General features: G+C 70.5%; 22 protein-coding genes and 1 pseudogene. 21 read left to right on the forward strand and 2 right to left on the reverse strand.

Annotated elements, in window-relative coordinates:
• Window positions 1-213, forward strand: a pseudogene (locus VFV67_RS00505) (enediyne biosynthesis protein); the annotation flags it as partial.
• Between the two features lie 75 nt (window positions 214-288).
• Here the strand turns inward: VFV67_RS00505 and VFV67_RS00510 are convergent.
• Window positions 289-1,551 carry a M14 family metallocarboxypeptidase gene (locus VFV67_RS00510; protein WP_326466329.1) on the reverse strand — a complete coding sequence of 421 codons (1,263 nt, stop codon included), beginning with the start codon at window positions 1,549-1,551 and terminating at the stop codon, window positions 289-291.
• 194 nt (window positions 1,552-1,745) lie between these two features.
• Between VFV67_RS00510 and VFV67_RS00515 the strand changes: the two genes are divergently transcribed.
• The 18 genes from VFV67_RS00515 to VFV67_RS00600 all read left to right on the forward strand — a co-directional run bounded on the left by VFV67_RS00515 (window position 1,746) and on the right by VFV67_RS00600 (window position 18,772).
• Window positions 1,746-3,041 carry a PLP-dependent aminotransferase family protein gene (locus tag VFV67_RS00515; RefSeq protein WP_326466330.1) on the forward strand — a complete coding sequence of 432 codons (1,296 nt, stop codon included), beginning with the start codon at window positions 1,746-1,748 and terminating at the stop codon, window positions 3,039-3,041.
• 346 nt (window positions 3,042-3,387) lie between these two features.
• Window positions 3,388-4,650 (forward strand): class I adenylate-forming enzyme family protein, encoded by a 1,263-nt coding sequence (locus tag VFV67_RS00520; protein ID WP_326466331.1) that lies wholly within the window; start codon window positions 3,388-3,390, stop codon window positions 4,648-4,650.
• Between the two features lie 29 nt (window positions 4,651-4,679).
• Complete coding sequence (locus VFV67_RS00525) at window positions 4,680-4,955, forward strand: acyl carrier protein (protein WP_326466332.1); 276 nt, start codon at window positions 4,680-4,682, stop codon at window positions 4,953-4,955.
• Window positions 4,952-5,185 (forward strand): hypothetical protein, encoded by a 234-nt coding sequence (locus VFV67_RS00530; protein WP_326466333.1) that lies wholly within the window; start codon window positions 4,952-4,954, stop codon window positions 5,183-5,185. The genes VFV67_RS00525 and VFV67_RS00530 overlap by 4 nt, the downstream gene beginning before the upstream one ends.
• Window positions 5,186-5,217: 32 nt before the next feature.
• Complete coding sequence (locus VFV67_RS00535; RefSeq protein ID WP_326466334.1) at window positions 5,218-6,306, forward strand: beta-ketoacyl-[acyl-carrier-protein] synthase family protein; 1,089 nt, start codon at window positions 5,218-5,220, stop codon at window positions 6,304-6,306.
• On the forward strand, window positions 6,303-6,824 hold the full coding sequence (locus VFV67_RS00540) for a beta-ketoacyl synthase chain length factor (protein WP_326466335.1): 522 nt from the start codon (window positions 6,303-6,305) through the stop codon (window positions 6,822-6,824). Before VFV67_RS00535 ends, VFV67_RS00540 begins: the two co-directional genes overlap by 4 nt.
• Before the next feature lie 3 nt (window positions 6,825-6,827).
• The gene (locus VFV67_RS00545; protein ID WP_326466336.1) at window positions 6,828-8,441 is read left to right on the forward strand and encodes a class I adenylate-forming enzyme family protein; all 1,614 of its coding nucleotides are present in this window, start codon (window positions 6,828-6,830) and stop codon (window positions 8,439-8,441) included.
• Window positions 8,441-9,688, forward strand: coding sequence for a beta-ketoacyl-[acyl-carrier-protein] synthase family protein (locus VFV67_RS00550; RefSeq protein WP_326466337.1), 1,248 nt, complete (start codon window positions 8,441-8,443; stop codon window positions 9,686-9,688). The genes VFV67_RS00545 and VFV67_RS00550 overlap by 1 nt, the downstream gene beginning before the upstream one ends.
• A 15-nt stretch (window positions 9,689-9,703) precedes the next feature.
• A complete protein-coding gene (hppD, locus tag VFV67_RS00555) occupies window positions 9,704-10,768 on the forward strand; it encodes a 4-hydroxyphenylpyruvate dioxygenase (protein ID WP_326466338.1) in 1,065 nt (354 codons plus the stop codon).
• A 16-nt stretch (window positions 10,769-10,784) separates the two neighbouring features.
• On the forward strand, window positions 10,785-11,693 hold the full coding sequence (locus VFV67_RS00560; RefSeq protein WP_326466339.1) for a phytanoyl-CoA dioxygenase family protein: 909 nt from the start codon (window positions 10,785-10,787) through the stop codon (window positions 11,691-11,693).
• A gap of 35 nt (window positions 11,694-11,728) precedes the next feature.
• The gene (locus VFV67_RS00565) at window positions 11,729-12,517 is read left to right on the forward strand and encodes a DUF3050 domain-containing protein (protein WP_326466340.1); all 789 of its coding nucleotides are present in this window, start codon (window positions 11,729-11,731) and stop codon (window positions 12,515-12,517) included.
• The gene (locus VFV67_RS00570) at window positions 12,514-13,521 is read left to right on the forward strand and encodes a methyltransferase (RefSeq protein WP_326466341.1); all 1,008 of its coding nucleotides are present in this window, start codon (window positions 12,514-12,516) and stop codon (window positions 13,519-13,521) included. The genes VFV67_RS00565 and VFV67_RS00570 overlap by 4 nt, the downstream gene beginning before the upstream one ends.
• Entirely contained in the window at window positions 13,518-14,510 is a 993-nt protein-coding gene (locus VFV67_RS00575; RefSeq protein WP_326466342.1) for a thiamine pyrophosphate-dependent dehydrogenase E1 component subunit alpha, read from the forward strand. The genes VFV67_RS00570 and VFV67_RS00575 overlap by 4 nt, the downstream gene beginning before the upstream one ends.
• A complete protein-coding gene (locus VFV67_RS00580) occupies window positions 14,510-15,478 on the forward strand; it encodes an alpha-ketoacid dehydrogenase subunit beta (RefSeq protein WP_326466343.1) in 969 nt (322 codons plus the stop codon). The genes VFV67_RS00575 and VFV67_RS00580 overlap by 1 nt, the downstream gene beginning before the upstream one ends.
• The gene (locus tag VFV67_RS00585) at window positions 15,478-16,707 is read left to right on the forward strand and encodes a cytochrome P450 (protein ID WP_326466344.1); all 1,230 of its coding nucleotides are present in this window, start codon (window positions 15,478-15,480) and stop codon (window positions 16,705-16,707) included. Before VFV67_RS00580 ends, VFV67_RS00585 begins: the two co-directional genes overlap by 1 nt.
• Complete coding sequence (locus tag VFV67_RS00590) at window positions 16,704-17,639, forward strand: 3-oxoacyl-[acyl-carrier-protein] synthase III C-terminal domain-containing protein (RefSeq protein WP_326466345.1); 936 nt, start codon at window positions 16,704-16,706, stop codon at window positions 17,637-17,639. Before VFV67_RS00585 ends, VFV67_RS00590 begins: the two co-directional genes overlap by 4 nt.
• A 19-nt stretch (window positions 17,640-17,658) precedes the next feature.
• Window positions 17,659-17,919, forward strand: coding sequence for a phosphopantetheine-binding protein (locus tag VFV67_RS00595; protein WP_326466346.1), 261 nt, complete (start codon window positions 17,659-17,661; stop codon window positions 17,917-17,919).
• A gap of 4 nt (window positions 17,920-17,923) precedes the next feature.
• On the forward strand, window positions 17,924-18,772 hold the full coding sequence (locus VFV67_RS00600) for a hypothetical protein (RefSeq protein WP_326466347.1): 849 nt from the start codon (window positions 17,924-17,926) through the stop codon (window positions 18,770-18,772).
• Between the two features lie 19 nt (window positions 18,773-18,791).
• Here VFV67_RS00600 and VFV67_RS00605 read toward each other — a convergent pair whose 3' ends face one another.
• Complete coding sequence (locus VFV67_RS00605; protein ID WP_326466348.1) at window positions 18,792-20,036, reverse strand: MFS transporter; 1,245 nt, start codon at window positions 20,034-20,036, stop codon at window positions 18,792-18,794.
• 388 nt (window positions 20,037-20,424) lie between these two features.
• Here VFV67_RS00605 and VFV67_RS00610 point away from each other — a divergent pair, with 388 nt between their 5' ends.
• The gene (locus tag VFV67_RS00610; protein WP_326466349.1) at window positions 20,425-21,771 is read left to right on the forward strand and encodes a condensation domain-containing protein; all 1,347 of its coding nucleotides are present in this window, start codon (window positions 20,425-20,427) and stop codon (window positions 21,769-21,771) included.
• Between the two features lie 4 nt (window positions 21,772-21,775).
• On the forward strand, window positions 21,776-22,411 hold the full coding sequence (locus VFV67_RS00615) for a TIGR03086 family metal-binding protein (RefSeq protein WP_326466350.1): 636 nt from the start codon (window positions 21,776-21,778) through the stop codon (window positions 22,409-22,411).
• The last annotated feature ends 99 nt before the right edge of the window (window positions 22,412-22,510 follow it).

Below are 22,510 nucleotides of genomic sequence, written 5' to 3' on the forward strand. Positions count from 1 at the left end.
TTCGGCGCCGGCATCGCCACCACCTACGGCCTCCTCACCGGCGCCGGCATCGCCTACGGCCTCTTCTTCGCCACCGCCACCATCTGCCTCATCCGCGGCGGCTACCACTGGACCCTCCACATCACCAACAAAACCCGCACCAACGCCGAAGCGGCGCAACCGAAAGCGGAGCAGACCGACCCCGGTCCATCCGAACTCAAGCTGGCGGCGTAGGGACCCGGACGTCCTGCCGCCGGCCGCGCGCCGCCCGACACCCCTGCCGGGCGGCGCCCGGTCGTTTCCCGAGTACTACTGGCAGCGCGGCGACGCGACGCCCTGGGTGATCTCGAACTCCGCCCGCGGGTCGAGCAGCAGCGGGATCATCGGCCTTGCGGTCTGGGCCAGCGGTACCAGCCGACCGCCGTCTCGGGTCCGGAAGCTGTGCACCCCGTGCAGCGCAAGGGTTTCCTGAACCTGGGTGAACTGTTCGCCGGTCAGCCGGTATCCGCATGGCGGGTTGGGTTCCACCCGGGACGGGTCCGGCGGCATGTTGTCCGCGCCGAGGAAGTAGATCGGCCCGCGGTTCAGCGGGGCGGTCAGCCGGCTCAGCGTGGTGGCCAACTCCACCTGGACCCGCCGCTCGGTGACCATCCGCAGCGTGCCGTCCAGCGCGAGCAGGTGCGAGTGCACCCGCCTGCGGGCCGCGGCCGGCTCGTCCTCCCCGGGGTTGGGGTCGACGTTGGTCTCCACCAGCAGGCCCAGCGCGTGCTTGAGACCGGTGGTGTTGCGCAGGATCCGCTCCTGCTCGTCCCCGGCGACCTGCCGGATCGGTTCACCGGTCTCCGGGTCGACCCAGATGCCGTAGACGCCGCTGGTGAGCCCCTCGGCCTCCACCGCGGTGCGCACGAAGTCGCGGGACAGGGTCTCGGCCTCGTCGTGCACCCGCTGGGTCACGTTGAGGTTGCGCGGCCACAACCACAGCACGTCCTTGTCGTAGAACGGCGGGGTCGGGCCGAACTCGTGCAGGTCGTGCACGACGTCCGGGCGGAGGTCCCGGAACAACCTGGCGACCACGCGGCCCTCCGGGGTGGCCAGCGCCACGTGGTCCCGGTTGACGTCCACGCCGTCCGCGTTGCCCCGGGTGTTCGCGGCTCGCCCGTCCGGGTTGGCGGTGGGCACGAACAGCAACGTGGTGGTTCGCAGCAACCGCTGCACCGCCGCGTCGTTGGTGAACGCGAAGTCCCGGATGGTGGTCAGGCAGGCTTCCCGGCCGGCCGGCTCGTTGCCGTGCTGGCTGCAGATGAACAGCACCACCGTGTGACCGGAGCCGAGTCGGGCCAGGTGCAGCGGCCGCCCCTGCACCGTGCTGCCCACCTGCTCGACCGTCACCCGGCGGCTGGCCCGGTCCACCGCCGCCAGGAACGCGTGCTCCTCCTCCATCGTGGTCCAGCGCGCCCCGTTGGACTCCTCGAACCCGGTCCGCGGCGGCGCCTCGGTGTCGGCCGCGGCCACCGCCGGCGCCGGCGCCCCGATCAGCGCCGCCAGCAGCAACAGCCTGCAGAGTCGTCTCATGGTTGGCTCCTTCCTCACCACCAAACCCTGAACGCGACTCCCCAACCGAACACACCAGACCTGGCCAACCCTGTCAATGCGCCATGAGTCGGGCAAAAGCACAGGACACCCCCGGTGGCACCGGGCGGCGATGGTCCACGGGCCGCCATTTGCCGGCTGTGCGGGGCCGGAATCGGGACGTACCCTTCCGTGCCGTGTATGCGGAACTGAATATCGCCGAACTGCACGGGGCGCTTGAAGATCCGGCGCTGAAGTCGATGAATTTTCTCAACGAGGTGGCCAACCACTATCCGGACGCCATCTCGCTGGCCGCCGGACGGCCGTGCGAGGACTTCTTCGATCTCGAGGACCTGCACCGGTATCTGCGGACGTTCTGCCGGTACCTGTCCGAGGAGTTGGGGTACAGCGACGAGTTGGTGCGCCGGACCGTGTTTCAGTACGGCCGCACCAAGGGGATCATCCACCACCTGATCGCCACGAATCTTCAGATGGACGAAGGGATCGCGGTGGATCCGGAGTCCGTTGTGGTCACCGTGGGCTGCCAGGAGGCGATGTTCCTCGTGCTGCGCGCGCTGCGGGCGGACGAGCGGGACGTGCTGCTGGCCGTGTCGCCGACCTACGTCGGGCTGACCGGCGCCGCGCGGCTGGCGGATCTCCCGGTTCGTCCGGTCGCGACCGGCACCGGCGGAATCGATCTGGATGATCTGGTCGGCACCATCCGCCGGGAGCGGGCGGCCGGGCGGCGGCCCCGGGCCTGCTACGTGATGCCGGACTTCGCCAACCCGTCCGGGCTGAGCATGGACGTCCCCACCCGGCGCCGGCTGCTCGAGGTCGCCAGGGCCGAGAACATCCTGCTGCTCGAGGACAATCCGTACGGACTGTTCCATGGGGACTCGGACCGAATGTGCACCCTCAAGGCCATGGACGAATGGCGCCGGGTGGTGTATTTAGGCTCGTTCGCCAAGACCGCGCTGCCCGGCGCGCGGATCGGGTTCGTGGTCGCCGACCAGCGGGTGGCGGGTACCGACGGGCTGTTCGCCGACCAGCTGTCCAAGATCAAGAGCATGCTCACGGTGAACACGTCGGCGCTGGCCCAGGCCGTGGTCGGCGGCAAGCTGCTCGAACACCACGGCAGCCTTGCGAAAGCGAATGTGCGCGAACGCGAAGTGTACGCACGGAACATGCGCCGCCTCCTGGACGGGCTGGCCGGCCGGTTCCCGAATCCGGCAAATGGCGGATCACCGAAAGTGACCTGGACCGGTCCAGCCGGCGGTTTCTTTGTCGTGGTCACCGTCCCGTTTGTCGTGAATGATGAGCTGCTGGAACGATCCGCGCGCGACTACGGAGTGTTGTGGACACCCATGCATCATTTTTATGACGACCCCGGTCCGGTTCGCGCGCTTCGGCTGTCCTGCAGTGCCGTCTCACCCGAACGGATCGACACCGCACTCGATCGGCTGGCCGAACTCATAAACGACCAGTTGGACTAAGATCGGGGAATCATCGGTTCAGCGGGAAAGCCGGATGCTTCCAATCGCGCGGGGTAATCGACCGGTAACCGATCCACATATGGTGCTTTGCGACCCGCTGACGTACGCTCCGATCGCCCGGCTGTAAGCGGCGACAGCCGACCTAGACAAAGTAAGAAACCCCTGGCGTGCCTACTTTGGTGTGCGCGCGCCACCTAGCGGAGCGCTGATGACAAAAGGTCTGTCGGCGACCCATGCTGCCCTCGTGACGAGTGCGGAATGGGTCGACGAGTTACTGCTTGACGGTGCAAATAGTGACGTTTGTATCTGGTCGGATGATCCTGTCGACCGGGCAACATTGCGCCGAATGGTCGCCGATCGACAATCGCGGTTGGCGGCCACCGGTCTGCGCGCCGGGGGCCGGCTGGCCCTGCGGCTGCCACCGTCGATGGCCTACGTCGCGAACCTCCTCGCCGGCTGGCGCCTTGGCGCACAGGTGATTCTGCTCGACCACCGGCTCACCCCGTTCGAGGTCGACGCCGCGCTGAAGCGGCTGCTTCCGCAGGTGGTGGTCGCGCCGGAAACGGTGCGGGGCGGCGCGTTGCGCGCGTTCGTCGACGTGGCCGAATCGGTAACGCCCTACCCGGGCCGGCCGGCCGAGACCCCGCACGCGGTGATCCAGCTCAGCTCCGGATCCACCGGACCGTCCAAGGTGATCGGTCGTACGGCGACCGACCTGGTGGCCGAGATCGACCGGTACACCCGCATCGACGGCGTTCCGCTGCGCGGCGAGCGGATCGTGGTGCTGGCCTCGATGGTGCACGTGCTCGGCCTGGTCGGTGCGCTGCTCTACGGGCTGCACGCCGGTGCGGTGGTGCAGCCGCCGGAACGGATCACCGGCGACAGCATCCTCGACGCGGTCGCCGCGCACCCGACCCCGGCCACGGTGCTCGGCGTGCCGTTCCACATCGGGCTGCTCGCCTCCACCGTGAACCCGCCGGCCGTGCCCCAGCTCAAGCGGATGACCACCGGCGGCGAGCTGGTTTCGGCCGGCACCGCCGCGGCGTTTACGGAGAAGTACCGCGTGCCACTGGGAAACATGTGGGGGATGACCGAGGTGGGGGTGATCGCCACCGACCTGTTCGGAACGCACCGGCCGGCGCTTCGTCCGGCGCCCGGCCTCGAGGTGATCGAGCGGGACGGCCAGCTGCTGGTGAGCCGGCCGGAGTCGCCCTACGTCGGGCTGTCCGATCCGACCCGGTGGTCGGATGGCTGGCTGCATACCAAGGACGCCGGCACGGTCGATCCGGAAACGGGTCTGGTGACCGTGCGGGGCCGGCTCGACTCGCAGGTCTCGGTCGGTGGGCTGAAGGTCGACCTGACCGAGGTCGAGGCGACCCTCGGGGCACTGCCCGGAGTGCTGGCCGCGGTCGTGCTGTTCGACGAGGTGATCACCGCCTACCTGCAGATCGCCCCGCCGGCCTCCGAGCACACCGTCGACGCGGCCATCACCGAGCGGCTGGCCTCGTTCAAGCGGCCGCGCCGGGTGCACGTGCTGGACGCGATGCCCCGCACCACGACCGGAAAGCTGGTCCGCGACCGCGCGGTGCTCCGGGCTGCTGTGTCATGAATCGGTTGTCAGGAAAGGAAGTTGGCCACATGCGGGTGGAGATCCGGGAATTTGTCATCGCGTCTCTGCGGGATATGAACTACGACGTCGAGGGCATCGAGGACGACACCACGCTGGGACCGTCCGGTGTGGACCTGGAATCGCTCGCCCTCGCCGACCTCGCCGTCCGGGTCGAGGACGAGTTCGGGGTGAAGTTCGGCGACGAGGAGTCCGAACAGCTCGCCCTGATGACCGTTGGTGAATTCACCGCGACCGTCGCCGACCGGGTCGCCCAGCGCAGCGCCGCCGGGCAGGCCAGCCAGTGACCGAAGCGACCCTCAAACGGGAGGACGTCGTGGCCATCCTGGCGAGCTTTCACACCCGCCCGGTGGATGAGGTCCCGGAGCGGATCGACTCCATGGAACTGGCTTGGCTGGTGCACCAGGTGGAGCAACGGTTCGGGCTGCGGGTCGAGCTGGACGACGGCCAGCTCGGCCGGATGGGGACGGTGTCGGGGGCCGTCGACGTGCTTCGCGAAGTTATCGCGACGGTCTGATCATGGGTGGGGTCCGGTTATCCGGCTTAGCTATGGCCAGCGCGCTGGGCCGGGGCACCGAGGCGCAGCTGGCCGGGACACTGGCGGGCGTCGCGGCGTTCGCCCCGGTGACGCGGTTCGATGTCGCCGGGCACCGGGTCCGGGTGGCCGCGACGCTGCCGGACGCCGGGTCGCTCACCGACGAGCTGGCCACGGCGATCGACGAGGCCTGCGGGAGCGCGGGGCTGTCCGGCGCGCACCGTGCGGCCTGCCCGCTGGTCCTCGCTGTGCACGCTTTTCCCAACGCACCAAGGGTTTCCGCTGACCGGTGGCGGACCGCGACCGAGCTTGCCGAGCTGCTGGCGATCCGGGTCGGGCTGGGCCCGGTGGCCCGGGTGTACACCAGCGCGTGCGTGTCGGCCAGCACCGCGCTGGCCGACGCCGCCGCGCTGATCAGCTCCGGCCGGGCCGACCGGATCGTGGTGGCCGGCGGGTACCTGGTGGAGCCGGACCAGTTCGCCCTGTTCGACGCCGGCCGGGCGCTGGCCACCGACGGCGCGGTGCGGCCGTTCAGCACCGGCCGGACCGGACTGCTGCTCGGCGACGCGGTGGCGGCGGTGGTCCTCGAGTCGGCCACCGGAGGCCGGCGCCGGACCGGGTCACCGCTCGCCCGGCTCACCGGCTGGGGCCGGGCCGGCGACGCTTTCCACGCCGTGCAGCCACATCCGCAGGGTCAGGGCCTGGCCAAGGCGATCGGGGCGGCGCTGCGCCGGGCCCGGATCGGGCCGGGGGCGCTCGGCTACATCAACGCGCACGGCACCGGCACACCGTTCAGCGACGCCGCCGAGGCGGCCGGGTTGCGGCAGGCACTCGGCCCGGCGGCCGCACACGTTCCGCTCAGCTCCACCAAGGCCACGCACGGGCACACGCTCGAGGCGTCCGGACTGATCGAGCTGGGGATCACGGTGCTGGCCATGCGGGCCGGCAAGCTTCCGGTCAATGCCGGGTTCCTTGCCGCCGACGAGGCGTGCCCGCTCAACGTGGTGCACGCCGGGCCGCGGTCGGTCAACTCGGAGTGGGCCCTGTCGGTCAACGCCGCGTTCGGTGGCGCGTGCACGGCGTTGGTGGTGCGGGTCACATGATCAGGACGACGATCGCGCTGACCGTGCTCGCCGAGGCGCGTTGGCCGGAGCCGGGGGACGACGCGGTGCCCCAGGTTCCCGGCTTCGTGCTGTCCTCGTTCAACCCGGTGATCGCCGCGGTGGCCGACCGCTGCCTGCGCCGGCGGTACGGCGAACCGCCCGCCCCGCGGGACGACGGGTCCGGCACCGCGCTGGTCCTGGTCAGCGCGAGCGGCGACATCGCATCGGCGAACCACGTCGCCCGCACGGTGGATGACGGCGGCCGGGTCGGTCCGCTGTTCTTCTTCCAGTCCGTGCCGAACAGCATCGCCGGGTACCTCGCCGCCCGCTGGCGGCTCGGCGGCCCGGTGGTGTGCCTGTGCCCGACCGGCGATCCCCGTGCGGACGGGCTGGCCGAGGCGGAACTGCTGATCGCGGACGGCGACGCCGCGGCCGCGTTGGTGGTGCTGGTCGAACAGTCCGGTGTGGACGGTGTGCGGGCCACGGCGGCCGCCGTCCTGGTGAGTGGAGGTTCTTGAGCGGTGAGACCGAGAAGCATGCGGGCGGCGTTGCTGGCCGACGAGAACGTCGGCGGCGGGAACGTGGTGGCCAGTCTGCTCGCGGGCGGCGCCGACCCGGACGGGCCGGGGCTGTCGTTCGACACCGACGTGGACGGCATCGCGGCCGAGCGGATGATCACCCTCGGCCGGCTGGACGAGCGGATCAACGCCCGCACGGACTGGTTGCACCGGCACGGGATCCGGCACCGCGACCCGGTCGCCGTGTGGACCACCGACGCGGCCGACGTCGTCCTCAGCTTCCTGGCGCTGACCCGGATCGGCGCGATCCCCGCGCTGATGAACGGAAAGATACCCCCGGACATCGCCGCCGAGTACATCCGGAGGCTGCGCACGGTCGGCGTGCTGGCCGACGCCCCACATGCCGAGCTGCTTGCCGGCCAGGACATCGGCGTCCCGGTGCTCGGCGCACCGGCCGAGCTCGGCACCGGCGACCCGGCCGGCGCGCCGCCGCACTACCGGCACCACCCGGACGACCCGGTGGTGATCACGCACAGCTCCGGCACCACCGGCGTGCCGAAGGCGGTCATGCACACGCACGCCACGATCTACGCGGCCACCCGGCACCTGCTTTCCATGCCGCAGGCGCAGGGCACCAACCGGATCCTCAACGCGCTGCCGATCCCGCACACCGCGACCGTGATCATGGCCAACCAGGCGCTCGGCAACCGGGCCGAGTTCCTCTCGCTGTCCAAACAGGACGGACCGTACGTACTGGACGCGATCGAGCGGTGGCGGCCGGCCGCGGTGTTCGGCTTCGCGGTGACCTGGTCCGGCCTGGCCAGGTTCGACCTGACCGAGCACGACCTCGGCTCGGTCCGGCTCTGGTTCAACACCGGTGACAGCGCGCACGAGGCGCACATCCGGCGGCTGGTCGCCGCAGGCGCGCGCGAGCGGGTCACCCGCGAGGGGGTGGTCACGGTGCCCGGCTCGGTGTTCATCGACGGCCTCGGCTCCAGCGAGATGGGGCACTCGATGTTCCACATCCACCACAGCCCGGAGACCGAACGGTACGGCCGGTGCATCGGCAAGCCGTACGAGTTCGTCGAGGCGGTCGTGCTGGACCGGGACGGTATGGCGGTGCCGGACGGGCAGGTGGGTCTGCTCGGCCTGCGTTCGCCGAGCCTGTCGCCGGGCTACTGGAACGACTCGGTCACCACGCACCGGTTCCGGCGCAACGGCTGGAGCATGTACGGCGACCTGGTCTACCGGGACGCCGACGGCTGGTTCTACCACATGGACCGGGTCACCGACGCCGCCGAGCTCGGTGACGGCCGGTGGATCTTCACCGCCCTGTCCGAGGAACGAGTGCTGGCCGCGTTGCCGGAGGTGGTCGACTGCACCGCGGTGGTCGTGTCCCACGACGACACGGTGATCACCGACGTGCTGCTCGAACTGCACCCCGACGCGGACCCGACGGTGGACCGGACCGAACGGGTCCGGGCGGCCATCGGCGAGCCGGCCGGATCGACCCTGAACCGGGTCACCGTCGTGTCCACGGAGGAGATCCCGCTCACGGTCACCGGAAAGGTTCGCAAGTTCCTGTTGCGGCAACGGCATCTGACCGGGGTGTCGTGATGACCGCCACGATCACCGGGGTGGGGCTGCGCACCCCGGTCGGGCGGGGCGCGGTCGAGGTGTTCGACGCGCTGTGCGCGGGTCGCTCCGGACTGTCCCGCCCGCCGGAGGGCCATCCGGTCGCGGAGTCGCTCGAGGTCGGCGGCTTCATGGCCGACATCGACCCGCGCACGGTGGTTTCCGGGCCGGACGCCAACACGCTGGACCGGATCGTCGTGCTGGCCCTGCTGACCGCCGGGGACGCGCTGGCCGACGCCGGCATCGAGGTCGGCAGGGACGTGGACCCGGTGCGCATCGCGGTGATCGTCGGCGGGGTTGGCGGGATGGCCACGATGGAGGCCCAGGTGCTCGCCCGCGGCCGGCGCGGCCGCCCGGCGGTGAGTCCCTACCTGTTGACCGGAATCCTGCCGAACATGCCGGCGGCCCGGATCGCCATCCGGTACGGGATCCGCGGGTACAGCTCGTCGGTCGGCACCGCGTGTGCCTCCGGTGCCCAGGCGATCGCCGACGGTCTGCGGCTGATCCGGGAGAACGTGGCGGACGTGGTGCTGTGCGGGGCCAGTGAGGCACCGCTGTTCCCGACCTTCGCCGACACCTTCGGCAACGCAAGGGCACTGGCTCGCGGCTGGGACGAGCCAGCCGCGGCCAGCCGGCCGTTCGACCGGCGGCGCAACGGTTTCGTGCTCGCCGAGGGCGCCGGGCTCGTGGTGCTCGAGCGCACCGCGCATGCCGACGCCCGGGGCGCGGCCGGGTACGCCGACCTGACCGGCTGGGGTGCGACGACCGACGCGCACCATCCCACCACGCCACGGCCGGACGGCTCGGGTGCCGCCGAGTGCATGCGCAGGGCACTCGGCGACGCCGGCATCGAACCGTCCGATGTGGACTACATCAACGCGCACGGCACCGGCACCAAGCTGGGCGACGTCGCCGAGGCGACGGCGATCCGGACGGTGTTCGGGGCCGCCACTCCGGTCAGTTCGACCAAGTCGCTGACCGGGCACATGCTGGGCACCTCGGGGGTCGTGGAGGCGGTGACCGCCGCGCTCGCGGTGGCCCACGGAACCGCCCCGCCGACCTGGAACCTGGACGACCCGGATCCGGCCTGTGCCATCGAGCACATCAGGAAGGCGCCGCTGACCGAACCCATCGGGCGGGCGCTGTCGAACTCGTTCGGCTTCGGCGGGCAGAACGTGAGCCTGCTGCTCGGCCGGGCGAGCACCGCAACGACACGGCTTTCGCGCTAGGAGAGAAGACCCGCGATGAACATCTCAGGAATCGACCACATCGAGTTGTACGTGGGGGACGCCCGGCAGACCGCGTTCTACCTCTGTACCGCGTTCGGCTTCAAGGTCTGCGGGCAGGGCGGACCGGAGACCGGGCTGGCCGGGCAGCGCTCGCTGCTGCTGCGCCAGGGTGAGATCCAGATCGTGCTGACCTCCGGGCTGGTCGCCGACCACCCGGCCACCGAGTACGTGCGCCGGCACGGCGACGGCGTGGCGATCGTCGCACTCGGGGTGGACGACGCGCAGGCCGCCTACCGCGAGTTGGTCGGCAACGGGGCGTCGGCGATCTCCGCGCCGTCCCGGCACGTCCGGGACGACGCCGAGGTCACCGTCGCGGCGGTGTCCGGTTTCTCCGACGTGGCGCACCGCCTGGTGGAGCGGCACGGCCCGGCCCGGGAGTTCCTGCCCGGCGCGATCGAGGTGACCGAGGACGACCCGCACAGCGACACCAAGCTGCTGCGCACGATCGACCACTGCGCGATCTGTGTGCCGGCCGGCGGGCTGGCGCCGACCGCGAAGTACTACGAGGACGTGTTCGGCTTCCGGCAGATCTTCGAGGAGTACATCGAGGTCGGCGGTCAGGGCATGGACTCGAAGGTGGTGCAGAGTCCGTCGCAGCACGTCACGTTCACGCTGATCGAGCCGGACCCGGGGCGCCGGCCGGGCCAGATCGACGACTTCCTGACCTGGCACGCCGGTGCCGGTGTGCAGCACGTCGCCTTCGGCACCGACGACATCGTCACCGCGGTGAGCACGCTGGCCGACCACGGGGTGCGTTTCCTCGGCACGCCGTCGACCTACTACGACACGCTGGAGGACCGGGTCGGGCACCTGGACGCGCCGCTCGACGAACTGCGCCGGCTCGGTGTGCTGGTCGACCGGGACCACTGGGGTCAGCTGTTGCAGATCTTCACCGAGTCCATGCACGTCCGTCGCACGCTGTTCCTGGAGATCATCGAGCGGCGCGGGGCGCTCACCTTCGGCAGCGGCAACATCAAGGCGCTGTACGCGGCCAAGCAGCGCGAGCTTTCCGGCGAGTGAGTGAGAAGGAGCGACCGTGACCGCAACCCAGGAGTTCACGCTGACCGAGCAGGAGCTCGCGCTGCTGCCGTCCGACGAGGAAGTCGCGTTCTACCAGGAACACGGCTGGTACCTGTCGAAGAAACTGTTCTCCGACGACGAGATCGACGGCCTGTTATCGGCGACCGAGCGGTACTACGCCGGGGAACGGGACCGCCGGCTGCCGGTCCGGCCGCCCCGGCTGGCGTACTGGGAGCCGGAACACGGCAACATCCAGCGGCACAACGACTACGTGCACTACGAGAGCGACGCGATCGCGGCCGCCCTGCTCAAGCCGCTGATCGGCGCGGTGGCCGCGCGGCTGGCCGGGGTGGCCGAGATCCGGGTGTTCCAGACCACGCTGATCTACAAGCCGCCGATCGCCCGCGAGCCGTCGAACATCGTGCCGTGGCACTTCGACAAGCACTACTGGGCATCGTCCACATCGGAACGGATGCTGACCGCGTTCATCCCGTTCCACGACTGCCACGAGGAGCTGGGCACGATCACGATGGTGGACGGCAGCCACCGGTGGGACGAGGTCGGCTTCGAGGACAGCACCAACCAGCACTTCGCCGCGCGGGATCCCTGGCAGCTGGAGGAGATGCTCGTGGCGAACGCGGCGCACAACGGCGCCGGGATCAGCAAGATCCCCATGATCATCCCGAAGGGACACATGAGCTTCCACCACTGTCGGATCTACCACGGCAGCGGCGCCAACCTGGCCGACCGGCCCCGCCGGGCGATCTCGTTGCACCTGCAGGACGGCGCCAACGCCTACCGGGAGTTCCCGCTCTCCGACGGCAACCTGGCGATCTACAACCACGACTCGCTGGTCCGCCGCACGGCGGACGGGCACCCCGACTACGCCGACCCGGCGTTCTGCCCGACCCTCTGGCGTTTCTGACCCACCACCGACGACGACAAGGAGAACCAACGCCGATGTCCCGCTACGACTGGGGGAAGACGCATCCAGGTATCGAACGGCTCGAGCGAGCCGTCACCCCGGCGCGCGAGCGCGTCGTCACCCACCCGCTCTACGCCAACCTGGACAACCACGACGCGATCGTGACGTTCATGGAGCACCACGTGTTCGCCGTGTGGGACTTCATGTCGCTGCTCAAGTCGTTGCAGCGCAACCTGACCTGCGTCACGGTGCCGTGGATCCCGACCGGGCCGACCGGCAGCCGCCGGCTGATCAACGACATCGTCATGGTCGAGGAGAGCGACGAGCTCGGCAACGGTTTCATCAGCCACTTCGAGCTGTACGTCGACGGGATGCGGGAGGCCGGCGCGAACACGGCGGCGGTGGACAAGCTGGTCGACCTGCTGCGCGGCGGTCTCGGTGTCCGGGACGCGCTGGACCGGGCCGGGGTACCCAAGCCGTCCGTCGAGTTCGCGGGCACCACCTGGCACATCATCGAGACGCTTCCGGTGCACTGCCAGGCCGCCGCGTTCGCCTTCGGCCGCGAGGACCTGATTCCGGACATGTTCACCCAGGTGGTCGCCGTCAACGAGCGCAGCAGGCGGCTCGGCACCTTCGTCGACTACCTGGAACGGCACATCGAGGTGGACGGCGAGCAGCACACCCCCATGGCCATGCAGATGCTCGCCGACCTGTGCGGGGAGGACGAGGAGAAGTGGCAGTCCTGCGCGGACACCGTGAACACCGCATTGGCAGCGCGAACGCGGCTGTGGGACGCCATCCTCGAGGCGATCAAGACATCGTGACCGTCGACGGGTTCGCGCGCCGCAAGCTGCTGGGCATCCTGTCCGGTGGGGTACCGGCCCAGTGCTGTTACGCGCTGGCCAAGCTCGGTGTCGCGGACCTGCTCGCCGACGGGCCACGCACCGTGGCCGAACTGGCGACCGACTGCGGTGCGAACCCGAGGGTGCTGCGCCGGCTGCTGCGCGGAATGGCTTCGCTCGGCCTGTTCCGGCGGATGGAGTCGGACACCTACGAGCTGACCCCGGTAGGCGAGCCGCTGTGCACGGCGGTCGCCGGATCGCTGCGGCAGACCGCGGTCATGCACGGCGAGGAGGTGCACCGCTCGTTCGGCGAGATCATGCACACGGTCCGCACCGGTGAGCCGGCCTTCGACCAGGTGCACGGCCGGCCCTTCTACGCCTACCTGGCCGAGCATCCCGACGCCGCCGGGGTGTTCGCCGGCGCCATGGGCAGCGAGCGGGTGCCGGCCACGCTGGCCGGGTGCGACCTGACCGGCGTGACGACGCTGGTCGACGTGGGCGGCGGCTCGGGTGGCCTGCTGGCCGAGGCGCTCCGGTCGCATCCGGGGATGCGCGGGGTGCTGCTCGAGCTCGCCGACGCGGTCCGCGCGGCGCGGGCCCGACTCTGCGAGTCGGGCGTCGCGGACCGGGTGGACCTGGTCGAAGGCAGTTTCTTCGACCAGGTCCCCCACGGCGGCGATGCCTACGTGCTGTCCCGGGTGCTGCACAACTGGGCCGACGAACACGCCACGGTGATCCTGCGCCGGGTGCGGGCCGCGATGGATCCGGGTGCCCGGTTGCTGGTGTTCGAGAAGTTCCTGTCGGACAACGGCGGATCGGCGGCCTCGGCCATGGTCGACCTGCTCATGCTCGGCATGCTCGAGGGCCACGACCGCACCCAGGCCGAGTACCGGGAGCTGCTGACCGGCGCCGGGTTCGACGTGGTGATCGTTCGACCGTCCACAACGGACTCGGCGGAGAGCGTGATCGAGGCGGTGCCGGCATGACCGTGCTACCCGACGAGCCGCCCGGTGTCGAAGCCGGTCTGTACCGGACCGTCCGGCTGATCCGCCGGTTCGAGCAGCGTGCGGTTGAGCTGGTCGCCGCCGGTGAGATCGTCGGGGGCATCCATCCCTACACCGGTCAGGAAGCCGTCGCGGCCGGGGTGTGCGCCGCGCTCGCGCCCGACGACGTGATCACCAGCACGCACCGCGGGCACGGGCACGTGCTGGCCAAGGGCGCCGACCCGGCCAGGATGCTCGCCGAGTTGGCCGGCCGGTCCACCGGGCTCAACCGCGGCCGGGGCGGGTCGATGCACGCGGCGGACTTCGGGCTGGGGATCTACGGGGCGAACGCGATCGTCGGGGCGAACGGACCGATCACGGTCGGCGCGGCGTGGGCGGCCCGGCGGTCCGGCCGGGACACGGTGGCGGTCAGCTTCTTCGGCGACGGCGCGGTCAGCCAGGGGGTGCTGCTGGAGTCGATGAACCTGGCCGCGCTGTGGCGGGTTCCGGTGCTGTTCGTGTGCGAGAACAACGGTTACGCGACCACCCTGCGGCTGTCCGACGGGATGGCCGGCACGATCACCGGGCGGGGCGCGGCGTTCGGGATGCCGGCCGTGACCGTGGACGGGATGGACGCGCACGCGGTGCTCGACGCCGCCCGCACCGCGGTGGACCGGGCCCGGTCCGGGTCCGGTCCCACCCTGATCGAATGCCTGACCTACCGGTTCGACGCGCACCACACGTGGGAGCACACGGCCAGGGTGCGCTACCGGGATGAGGAGGAGGTCACGCTCGGCCGGTCCCGGGACCCGGTCGAGCTGGCCGCCGCCCGGCTCGATCCGGGCGAGCGGGACCGGATCGACACGGAGATCGAGGCGCTGCTCGACGACGCGGTCGCCTTCGCACTGGCCAGCCCGCACCCCGATCCGGCCGGCGCGCTGGATCACCTGTACGCCACCGGGATGCGCGCGCGTTCGGGTGGTGGTTGGTGATGCCGTGGCTGTCCTACCAGAAGGCGCTGAACCGGGCGCTCGGTGACGAGTTGGCCAGTGACCCGGCGGTGTTCGTGCTCGGCGAGGATGTGCGGGTCGCCGTGTCCAACGTGACCGCCGGTCTGCTGCACCGGTTCGGGCCGGACCGGGTGCTGGACACGCCGCTGTCCGAGCAGGCGTTCACCAGCTTCGCCACCGGCGCCGCGCTCGCCGGTCTGCGACCGGTGATCGAGTTCCAGATTCCGTCGCTGATGTTCCTGGTGTTCGAGCAGATCGCCAACCAGGCGCACAAGTTCTCGCTGATGACCGGTGGGCAGTGCCGGGTGCCGGTGACCTATCTGGTGCCCGGATCGGGTTCCCGCACCGGGTGGGCCGGCCAGCACTCCGACCATCCGTACGGGCTGTTCGCCCATGTCGGCGTGAAGACCGTGGTGCCGGCCACCCCGACCGACGCATACGGCCTGCTGGTCTCGGCGATCCGGGACGACGATCCGGTCGCGGTGTTCGCTCCGGCCGGTGCGCTCGGCGTCCGCGAGGACGTGGACTTCGCCACCCTGGCACCGGTTCCGCTCGGCATCGGTCGGGTGCACCGGGCCGGTGCCGACGTCACCGTGGTCGCGATCGGACACCTGGTGCACGACGCGCTCGCCATCGCCGAGGAACTGGCGGCCGAGGCGTCGGTCGAGGTGTTCGACCCGCGCACGGTGTACCCGTTCGACTGGGACGGGCTGGCCGCGTCGGTGGCCAAGACCGGCCGGCTGGTGGTGATCGACGACGGGAACCGGTCGTGCGGAGTCGCCGCGGAGGTCCTTGCCACGGCCGCCGAACGGTTCGGGCTGGCCGCGCCGCCGGCCCGGGTGACCCGGCCGGACGGTGCCGTGCTGCCGTTCGCGCTCGAGCTGGACCGGGCGGTGCAGCCCGGCCGGGCCCAGCTGCTGACCGCGATCCAGGGGGTGCTCAAGGACTGATGGACACCCTGGTCGCTACCTCGCTGAAAGACCTGCTTTCCAAGCAGGGCCGGCGGGACCCGTATCCGTTCTACGCGGCACTGCACCGCGCCGGGCCGGTCTGCCGGCTGCCCGCGCACGAGCGGTTCGACCTCGTCGTGCACGGCTACGACGCGGTGCACAAGGTCATGCGGGACAGCGCGTTCCGGGTGATGGACACCGAATACCCGGACCGCAGGGGAGTGCCCTGGTCGGAACACCCGGCGCTGCGCACGCTGACCCGGTCGGTGTTCTTCACCGACGGACCGGACCATCAGCGGGTGCGCCGGCTGTTCGGGCAGGTGTTCACGCCGCGCCGGATCGCCGCGCTTGAGCCGGTGATCGTGCGGACCATCGAGGCGCTGCTTGACCGGCTGGCCGACCTCGGCGCCGGTGGCGCGCCGGTGGACTTCCTGGCCGAGTTCGCGCTTCCGTTGCCCAGCAACGTGATCGGCGAACTGCTCGGGGTGCCGGAGGAGGACCGGGCCTGGTTTCCGCCCCGGGTGCGTGCCTTCGGCGCGATCCTGGATCTGGGCACCGGGGCATGGCACGGGCTGCGCGCGGCCGACATCGCGGCCGAGGAGCTGACCGGCTACTTCGCCGATCTGGTGGCCAGTCGCCGGGCCCGGCCGCGGGACGATCTGGTCAGCGCGCTGGTCCAGGCCCAGGCCGAGGGCGCCGAGCTGCCCGACGCCGAACTGCTGGCCAACCTGATCACGATGTTCAACGCCGGTTTCGTGACCACCACCCACATGATCGGCAACGGGCTCACCCTGCTGCTGGAGCGGCCGGCCGTGCGCCGCGGGTTGCTGGCCGAGCCGGACCGGGTTCCCGCCTGTGTCGAGGAGATCCTGCGGTACGAGGCGCCGGTGCAGTTCAGCATCCGGTGGGCCGGCCGGGACACCGAGCTGGCCGGGGTTCCGGTCGCCGCCGGCACCCGCGTCCTGGTGCTCTACGGCGCGGCCAACCGCGACCCGGCGCGGTTCGCCGACCCGGACCGCTTCGATCCGTCCAGAGTGGACAATCAGCACGCCTCGTTCGGCAGCGGCCTGCACTACTGTCTCGGCGCCGCGCTGAGCCGGCACGAGGGCCAGCTCGCGTTGCCGATGCTGCTGCGCCGGTTCCCCGGGCTCGTGCTCGCCGGACCGCCCGGTGCGCGGGACAAGCTGATGCTGCGCGGTTACGACAGCCTTCCGGTGCGGGTGACATGACCGCACTCGACGCCGTCGCGGCCTACCTGCCCGACCACCGGATCCCGATCGAGGACCTGGCCGGTCAGCTGAACCTGACCCCGTCCCAGGTCCAGGTGCTGCACCGGTTCCACGGTTTGTCCGAGGTGTGTCGCGGCGGTCCCGGTACCACGCCGTTCGATCTGCTGGCCGCCGCGGTGGCCGCGCTGGCGGAGCTGCGCGGCCGGGAGCAGCTGGTCCGCTACGTCCTCTACGCGCGCGGGGTCCCGGTCACCACGCCGTATCCGCTCAACCCGTTGCACGACCTGTGCCGGCGGCTGGGTCTGCGGCACGCCACGGCGTTCACCGTGACCCACCACGCCTGCGCCACGAACCTGCTCGCGATCGACCTGGCCGGCCGGTTGCTGTGCACCGGTGGCGATCCCGACGCGCTCGCGCTGATCGTGGCCGGGGAGACGGTGTTCACCCAGGACCTGCGGCTGCCGCCGGAGGCCCGGGTGTTCGGCGAGGGTTCCGGGGCCTGCCTGGTGTCGGCCGGCGGCGGGCGGAACCGGGTGCGGTCGTATGCCAGCGACCAGCGCGGCTACCTGGATCAGTGGCTGCCGGGCAACACCGGCTTCGCCGAGCGGTTCGCCGCCGAGTACCGCGAGCTGCTCGCCGAGGTGATCCGGGCGGCGGTGGACCGGGCCGGGCTGCGGCTCGACGACATCGCGCTGATCCTGCCGCACAACGTGAACGTCATGTCCTGGCAGCGGGTGAGCCGGATGCTCGGCTACCCGTTCGGCCGGGTGATGTCGCACAACGTGCCGCGGGTGGGGCACACCTTCGCCGCCGACGCGTTCATCAACTACCGCACCGCCATGGACAAGGGACTACTCCGTCCCGGCGACCACTACCTCGTGGCGGCCGCCGGGTACGGGGCCACGTTCTCGGCGATGGTTTTCGAGCACTGACAAGGGAGGGCCGGATGTGATGGAGCTGCGACAGCGGGTGGTGGACAGCATTGGCAAGGTATTGCCCAACATTCTCGACCGGACGCCGGAAGTCCTTGCGGAGGACACCCGGCTGTTCGACGAGCTGGGCATGAGCTCGTCGAAGACGCTGGAGTTGTTGCTCGCGCTCGAGGAGGAGCTCGACATCCAGGTGGACGTCGAGGAGATCGAGCGCAAGCACCTGGAGTCGATCGGCAGCCTGGCCGACTTCATCGCCGGGCACGCACTGGTTGGGGAGTGAGCTGATGTTCCTGACCGGACCACCGGATGACCGGACGGCGCCGGTCCGGCTGCGGGTCGGCCGGGCCGAGTGCCGGTGGTTCGACGGGAACTCCGAGCTGGCTACCGATCCCGGGTTGCCCGGCTACCTGGCGGACATGGTCGCGCCGTACGGTCTGGCGTTGCGCGAGGACGTCATCGCCGCCGGCGCCGGTCACTCCTACGGCGACATGGCCGAGCCGCTGATCGAGGCGCTCACCGGGCCGGACTCCCCGGTCGATCTGCTGGTGCTGGTGCACGCCATGCACGACGTGCGGTTCGGCCGCAACACCGCGACCTACCTCGGCAGCCGCTGTCCCGGCGATCCGCTGGCGTTCGCCGTGTGCGACCAGGGTGTGGCCGGGCCGTTCACCGCGCTGCGGCTGATCGAGTCCTACGCCGCGACCGGTGCCTGCCGGCGGGCGCTGCTCATCGTCGTGGAGCAGGCCGGGCTGCACTACGAACTGGCCGCACCGGCCCCGGTTCCGGAGCGGCACGCGGCGGTCGCGTTGCTGCTGGAGGAGTCGCCGGACGCGGGCGCGGTGACCGTCCGGCAACACACCGAGGTGCCGCCGGACCGGGTCGCGGAGCTGCTCGCCGCCGACGTGGCCGAGTTGTCCGGTGAATCGCCGGAGCCGCCGCTGATCGCCGGTGCCGGGCTACCGCCGATGTCCACCATGGACGGTGTGGTGACCCCGCCCGCCGGTCAGCCCTGCACCGGGGTGTGGTGGGAGCTTGCCGGCTGGCAGGGCCGGGGCCGGCGGGTGCTGCTCGCCGACTACGACCCCGGGCTGGGCTACCTGTGCACGGGGGCGGTGAGCGGCCATGAGAACTGACCGGCGGGCGGTGTGGGAGTCAGGGGTGAGTGAGGTCGGCGGTTTGGTCCTTCGGCAGGGAGTCGATCTGGCGTTTGGCCGCGACCACCGCCGGCCGCACCAGCAGGCCGATTCCGGCGAAGAACGCGGCGAGGGCCAGCCAGCCGCCGATGCCGCGCTGGATGATTCCCACCGTGATCAGCGTCGGTCCGATCAGGTACATGGCCGCGACGCCGAGGTTGAACACGGACAGGTACTCGCCCTGCCGCTCCCGCGGCGCGAGCTCGTAGGACAGGCTCCAGCCCCCGGTCACCTGGAGGATCTCTCCGAAGGTCAGCAGGACCATGCCGGCGACCAGCAGCGCCGAGGCCCAGAACGCGCCGAACTGTCCGGCGAACGCGACCACCACGCAACAGCCGGCCAGGCACACCGCGGCCCGGCGCAGCACCCGGATCCCGTCGGCCACGGTGTCCGTCCCGCGGCTGAGCCGCATCTGCAGCAGCAGCACCAGCACGGTGTTCACCGCGATCAGCGGTCCGACGAGGATCCGGGGCGCCTCGGTGTGCAGCGTGGTCCACAGTGGAATGCCGACGCTGACCAGTGGGATGTGCAGCATCAGGAAACCGTTGAGTCCGGCGAAGAACAGGAACCTGCCCTGGCGAAGCGACCGCGGCCAGCCGGATACCGCCCGCCGCGCGACCGATCCCCCGGCCAGCAGGGGAACCCGCAGCAACAGCACGCCGGCGAGCAGGAAGGTGAGCGCGTCGCCGAGCACGATGGCCAGGAACGCCGGCCGGGTGTCCAGCACCAGCACCACGGTGGCCAGCAGCGCGCCGAGGGTGAACCCCAGGTTGTAGGTGACCCGGATCGCCGACAGGACCCGCATCCGGAGTTCGGAGCCGACGTGCCGGTCCACGAACATCTGGCCGATCGGCTCGATCGCGCGCGCGGGCGGCGTGACGAAGCAGCAGACGATCAGGAACGACGGGAAGTCGTACACGAACGCGTATCCGACGAAGCCCACCGCGCGCCACAGGTGCAGCAGCACCGAGGCGGGCAGCGGGCCGATCCGGTCGGCGAGCATGCCGAGTGGCGTCAGGCTGAGCAGGGCGACCAGCCCGCCGGCGGTCAGTCCGATGCCGACCTCTTCCGGGCTCAGTCCGATGCTGCGGGTGAAGAAGACCGCGGACCCGGCCAGGAACAGTCCGGTCCCGGTCGAGTCGATGAGCGAGATCAGGATGAGCAGCCGGCTCTGCTTGGGAACTCCGAACCTGCCTATGTCCATCGATCAACCACCGAGCCGAGTCCGAATTGTGAATTGTCTGCCCGAAAGGGCGGACGTGCTGAGCCGTTTGGCGTATTCCGGGAAATCCTCGCGAGTGGAACCGTAGCCACGCCGGCACGGCGCGTCAACGATATTCCAAAAAGGTGGCTCTCCAGGTTTACTAGTCGCACGCATGGCACGGAGATCTCTCTGCCAGGCGGCCGATCCCGGGAGGAGGTGTACGGTTCATGGCGGTCAAGGACTGATTTGGCGACCATTGCGGACGGTCACTGTGCTAACCGTCCGTGTCCAAGTTCGGGGGCGGGCTTTTGCCCGCCCCCGAACTTCCGTTTCATGAGGAAGGTCAGGCCCCGGAATGGGCGACATTGACGCTGTTGTTGATCGAATAATGGTTCCTTTCGAGGGCGACGGGTCCGGTGTCGAGGAGTTGACCTGGAGCCAGATGACCCTCTGGCAGTCGATCGAGCAGTCCGGCCAGTCCAAGACCGTGCCGTACGTCACCGAACTGCCGCCCGGCACCTCGGTGGACCGCGTTGCCGCCGAGTTGCGCTTCATGGTTGGCCGGCACCAGTCGTTGCGCACCCGGCTGGTGTTCGACGCGGGTCCGGTGCCCCGGCAGCGTTGCGCGACCTCGGGCGAGATCCCGCTGGAGGTCGTCGACGCCGGCGACGCGGACCCCGCCGAGGTGGCCGAGCAGGTCTCCGAGCGGTACCAGAAGGTGGACTTCGCGTTCGAGACCGAATGGCCGGTGCGGATGGCCGTGATCCGATCCGGTGGCGTGCTCACCCACCAGGTGCTTGTCATCCTGCACACCGCGATCGACGCCTACGGGCTGAGCGCGCTGTGGGCCGACCTGGCCGCAAGGGACCCGGACACCGGCGCCGCCGCCGGTCCGGTCCGGGCGACGCAACCGTTGGAGCAGGCCAGAAAGCAGGCATCACCGGCCGGCCAGCGGCACAACACCGCATCGCTGGCCTATCTGGAACGGGTGTTGAACACCGTGTCCGCCAGCCGGTTCGGCGATCCGCGCTACCCCGGGGACCGGACCATCAACCAGATCACCTTCCACTCGCCCGCGGCGCTGCTCGCGATCCGCTCGGTCGCGGCGCGGACCGGGATCAACACCTCGCCGGTGCTGCTGGCCAGCTTCGCCGTCGGGCTGGCTCGGTTCACCGGGGTCAACCCGGTGCTGGCGATGCTGTTGGTGAGCAACAGGTTCCGCCCCGGGCTGGCCGCGGCGGTCAGCCCGCAGATCCTGCTCACCCCATACCTGATCGACGTCGCGGACATCAGTCTGGACGAGGCGGTGAACCGGGCGACGCAAAGCGCGCTGAATGCCTACAAGAACGCCTACTACAACCCGTACCAGCAGGACGAGGTGATCGAGCGGGTGGAACGGCGGCGGGGCGAGGAGATCGACCTGTCCTGCTTCTACAACGACCGGCGCCAGCAGGACCGCGGCGGTGCCGGCGAACCACCCACGGTCGCGGAGATCACGGCGGCGCTGTCCCGGTCCACGGTGAGCTTCACGGGCGAGATCCATCCGCCGCGTCGCAAGCTCTACTTCAACGTCGACGAACTGCCCGGTGTGATCGAGTTCCTGGTGTCGGCCGACTCCCGGTACTTCTCCCTTGCGGACATGGAGACTCTGGTTCGCGGGGTCGAGGCGGTCGCCGTCGAGACGGCGCTGGACGGGGCCGTGCCGACCGGGGTGCGCGACCGGGCCACGGTCTGAGGCCGTGGACATCCGGGCCCTCGATCGCCGGGCGTTGGCCGGTACCGGCCGGATCGTGGCGCAGGTGGACGCCGTACGGCTGGCCGCGCCGACGCCCTGCGCCGAGTGGGACCTGCGCGCCCTGCTGGTGCACATGGCCGGAAACAACAACGGTTTCGCCCGCGCGGCGGCGGGTCACCCGGCCGAGGAGGCCGTGTGGCGGGGCGACGGGCTGGACGGTGACCCGGTCGCCGCTTACCAGGAGTCGGCGCAGCGGGTCGAGGCAGCGTTCGCCGCGGACGGTGTGTTGGACCGGTCCCTTGCGGTGTACGGGTTCGGCACCTTCCCGGCCAATACGGCGATCGGCATGCATTTCATCGACTACCTCGTACACGGCTGGGACGTGGCCAGGGCGATCGGCGTCGAGCCGGACCTCGAGCCGGAGCTGTGCGACGCGGTACTGAAGATCGGCGCGGGCTGGCCGAAGGGCTCGCCCGCGATCTGGGGTCCGGGTGCGCCGTTCGGCCACCCGGTTCCGGTGCGGAATGACGCCCCGGTCGCCGAGCGGATGCTGGGCTTTCTCGGCCGCTCGGCATCTCCGTCGGATCAGGAGGGAGGTGACTGGATGCGCGGCGTGGGCGACGGTTCGGAGCGGGAATAGCCAATCCCGAACCAAGGCAGGGCAGAACTCAACCATATTGGAGGAATGACATGCGTGGAGTAGGCGCGGGCTCGCTCGAGCGTGGCGTTGGCAGCGGCT

Origin of the sequence: Actinophytocola sp. (assembly GCF_035762905.1) — a bacterium.
Classification (GTDB): domain Bacteria; phylum Actinomycetota; class Actinomycetes; order Mycobacteriales; family Pseudonocardiaceae; genus DASYTH01.